General features: G+C 39.3%; 5 protein-coding genes. All 5 read right to left on the minus strand.

Features of this window, described 5'->3' with window-relative positions:
• Positions 1-430: GNAT family N-acetyltransferase (locus F0226_RS22195; RefSeq protein WP_171737663.1), on the minus strand; the 430-nt coding region annotated here is incomplete at its 3' end.
• A gap of 166 nt (positions 431-596) precedes the next feature.
• A complete protein-coding gene (locus tag F0226_RS22200; protein ID WP_171737664.1) occupies positions 597-1,079 on the minus strand; it encodes a hypothetical protein in 483 nt (160 codons plus the stop codon).
• A gap of 137 nt (positions 1,080-1,216) precedes the next feature.
• Positions 1,217-1,771 (minus strand): hypothetical protein, encoded by a 555-nt coding sequence (locus F0226_RS22205; protein ID WP_171737665.1) that lies wholly within the window; start codon positions 1,769-1,771, stop codon positions 1,217-1,219.
• Positions 1,772-1,929: 158 nt separating this feature from the next.
• Positions 1,930-2,403 (minus strand): HAD family hydrolase, encoded by a 474-nt coding sequence (locus tag F0226_RS22210; protein ID WP_171737666.1) that lies wholly within the window; start codon positions 2,401-2,403, stop codon positions 1,930-1,932.
• Between the two features lie 131 nt (positions 2,404-2,534).
• Complete coding sequence (locus F0226_RS22215; protein ID WP_171737667.1) at positions 2,535-3,344, minus strand: PhzF family phenazine biosynthesis protein; 810 nt, start codon at positions 3,342-3,344, stop codon at positions 2,535-2,537.
• Positions 3,345-3,381 lie beyond the last annotated feature (37 nt).

The following is a 3,381-nucleotide window of genomic DNA, read 5'->3' on the forward strand; positions in this document are numbered from 1 at the left end:
CAACGTCTTTATACAACTTAAGCGCACGCTCATTATGATAAGCCACTCTCAGTTTGATTTGATTAATACCACTAGATTTCAACTGATTTTCAAGCTCTGAAATTGATTGAGTCCCATAGCCAAAGCCTCGATACTCATTTGAAATATAAAAATCATAAATAAATGTAGATTTATCTTCAATTTTCACTGAATGCCAGAGATAACCTACAAGCTCCATTTTACCGTCGATTTCAGCATCAATACAAAGTAGAGAATGCTCATTACTTTCAAGCCCGTCAGGAAAACAACGGTGCAAGTCTTTCTTTGCTAACTCGATAGCAAGATCTAAAGAATGACCATAATTTTCGGCAATTTCCTGACTGTAATCGTCAATAAAATACTGGCAATAATCTGGATATTCATCTTGCCGCATTTCTCTAAGTACAATCATATCAACCCTTTAAATACGATAAATTCGAACCGCAACATAACGCCGCGTTAAGTAGTGAGCAACGCTACCACTTAACCTAAACCATTGCACCGTAACCACAAAACTCAACTTGAAATGAAAACGCCGAGTGTTGCGAATCTGTCTTAAACGCTTTGTTATGTGAATTTTACTCGCCAAAGTTACGATAAGTAGCAAAATGCTCACTATCTGTAGCTAAATACCGAAAAGCAGACACCTCTGGCATTAAACTTCTATGATTGCCCCAGTTGAACACATGCGCTTCAATAGGTACTTTGGACATTGTGTTGATGCTAGATGAGTTAAAAGCAGGCTTATGAGTGAAAATTAACAAACGCTCTGCGATATCAATTAGTCGAGACCATTCTTCGTCAGTAACGTCTAAATTTGAACCTAAATGCCCTGTATAGACCTTTATGTTATTAGCATCTGAAGTATATGCCCATTTTTCATGCTGCGGTATTCTCATACCCAACGTTTGTCTGTCAGCTTTACCAATATAAAGGAGAACATCTGAACCATAGATTGGATGAGTTCCATATATTTGATAGATACCATAGTCATCACTATTGGTTAACTCTCGCACATCTTCTAGGGTATGTGCGCCTACCCAATCAATATGAATCTTCACTTAAACTCCGATTATTCACATAACGCCCAATTAAGTTGCAGACCAACGCAAACCTGAACCCCAAGCAACGCGCCGATTACACCCAAACCATTTGGAACTGAAAATGCCACGCGTTGGCTGTCAGCTTAAATTGCTTGTTAAGCAGCTGACTCACCTAACTTCTTAGAGATTCCATCTTCATGCATTTCAGGAATCAACTGAAGGACATTACTTAATTCATCTACTACGCTGTATAGCTGTCTATGAAATTCTTTTAGTTCTTCAACAGTGTAACTGACAAAGTCTTTATTCGATCGTTTCGAACCGTCTGTTGCGCTCGAAAAACCAGTACCAAAAATTTCATCATCACTCGTTCTTGCCCAACAAAAGTGTGCAAACTTATTTCTTGTTTGTCTTAGGGTATTAAGATGACTGTTTGTTTGAGATATTTTCAACTCAAGATCTTCATCAACAACCTGATTTCTATAGCGTAGTCGATGTAGTTCAAGCGCATCTGTTACTGCTCGTTGCAGCTTAGCCGCACCCATTCCACGAGAATACACCCTGCCAGGAAACTCTGGAGTAAATAATAAGCGACTAAGCAAATTACCCAGTAAAAACTCAATGTTAGACCATTCAACGACGACACGACCAATCAGCGCATAGTGCTCATCGGTCAAATCAGCATACATTGATGTATGATTTAATGGCATTTCTACAAAACTCCTATTGATGTCAATTTTTCGCCTGCTGCTTAACGCCCAATTAAGTAGCTGACAACGCTACCAATACACTAAAACTTACCACCTTAGTCACTGAAGCTAAACCAAGCTGAAAATGCCAAGCGTTGACAGTCTGCTTAAATTGCTTGTTATGTGCAAAGTTCCAACAGGTGACTGATTTGTTTTACACCTTTAGGAACTGAAGTATTCGTACACTTAGAGTTAAACCAAAGTGCTTGAATACCGGCTGAAATTGCAGGCTCAATATCTTTTTCATATGTATCCCCAACCATTATTATTGACTGTGGTTCAACATTTAAAACATTGATGATTTTGTGGAAGAATTCTGAGGTACCTTTACCTATACCAAGGTTCGCTTTGCAAAAGTAACCCGAGATATAAGGAGATAAGCCAACCCTGTCAAATGCCAACTTAATATCAGTTTCGGACGAGTCGGCTGCGTTTGTTGCAATATAAACAGGATGACTTTTCGATAGCTCTTTAATTGTTCGTAATGCTCCGTCAACAGCTTGAACTGTTACCCAATCGCACATTTTCCCCTTTTGGTTAGGAAAATCGACCATGAGAGTATTACCCCAGTCAAACAGGTAGATTTTAGACATATTACCTCCTTGCACATAACGCCCAATTAAGTAGCTGACAACGCCACCAATACATTCAAACTTACCACCTAAATCACTGAAGCTAAACCGAGTTGAAAAGGCCAAGCGTTGACGTCTGCTTAAATTGCTTGTTATACGACTGGTGCCTGTATAGTCCCTTTAATGACTGTCACTGCCGCACCTATCAATTTCGTTCGACCAGTAGGTAGAAGCTCAGTGGCAACATACCCACCACGAGCGGAAGCTTGATAACCCTTAAGTTTTAATTTATCGAGTTTTTCTGACCAATACACAGTTAAAGCACAATGTGCAGACCCTGTTACAGGATCTTCATTTACACCGACCCAAGGCGCAAAATACCTTGAAACGAAGTCTAAACCTTTACTACTTGAACTTGTAGTCACCAGAACACCACGACTATGATTTTGCTTCATTGCCTCAAAGTTTGGCTGAAGGTTCTGTAATGTGTCCTCGCTATCAACTTCAATGAAAACCTTTGAATCAAAGTTACCAAATGAAACTATTTTACATTCCTCTATGCCTAAATTATCCAATAGCACCTGACAGGGAGAAATGTCGAATTGAATGGCTGGTGATGGAAAATCTAGTTCGACTGTAGATTCGTTTATGAGCGCAGATAATGTTCCAGATAACGTTGTAAAATTGACTTTATCGCCAGTATTTAACAGCCCCCTTTCTTTCAGAATATGGGCAGCAGCAAGTGTTCCATGACCACATAGCTTTACCTCAGTTTTAGGAGTAAACCACCTAAGCCTCATATCAGAAAGTGATAGAAAAGCCGTTTCGGATACAGCCATTTCTTCAGCAATTGAAAGCATTAAGCTTTCACTTAAACCATTGCTCGTTATACAAACTCCAGCAGGGTTTCCTTTGAATGCTTCACTTGTAAATGAATCAACCTGATAGATATCTAAGTCCATTTGGTTCTCCGAATTTAATAAAGTCGTATAACGCCGC

Origin of the sequence: Vibrio sp. 99-70-13A1 (assembly GCF_013114625.1) — a bacterium.
In the GTDB taxonomy this organism is placed as follows: domain Bacteria; phylum Pseudomonadota; class Gammaproteobacteria; order Enterobacterales; family Vibrionaceae; genus Vibrio.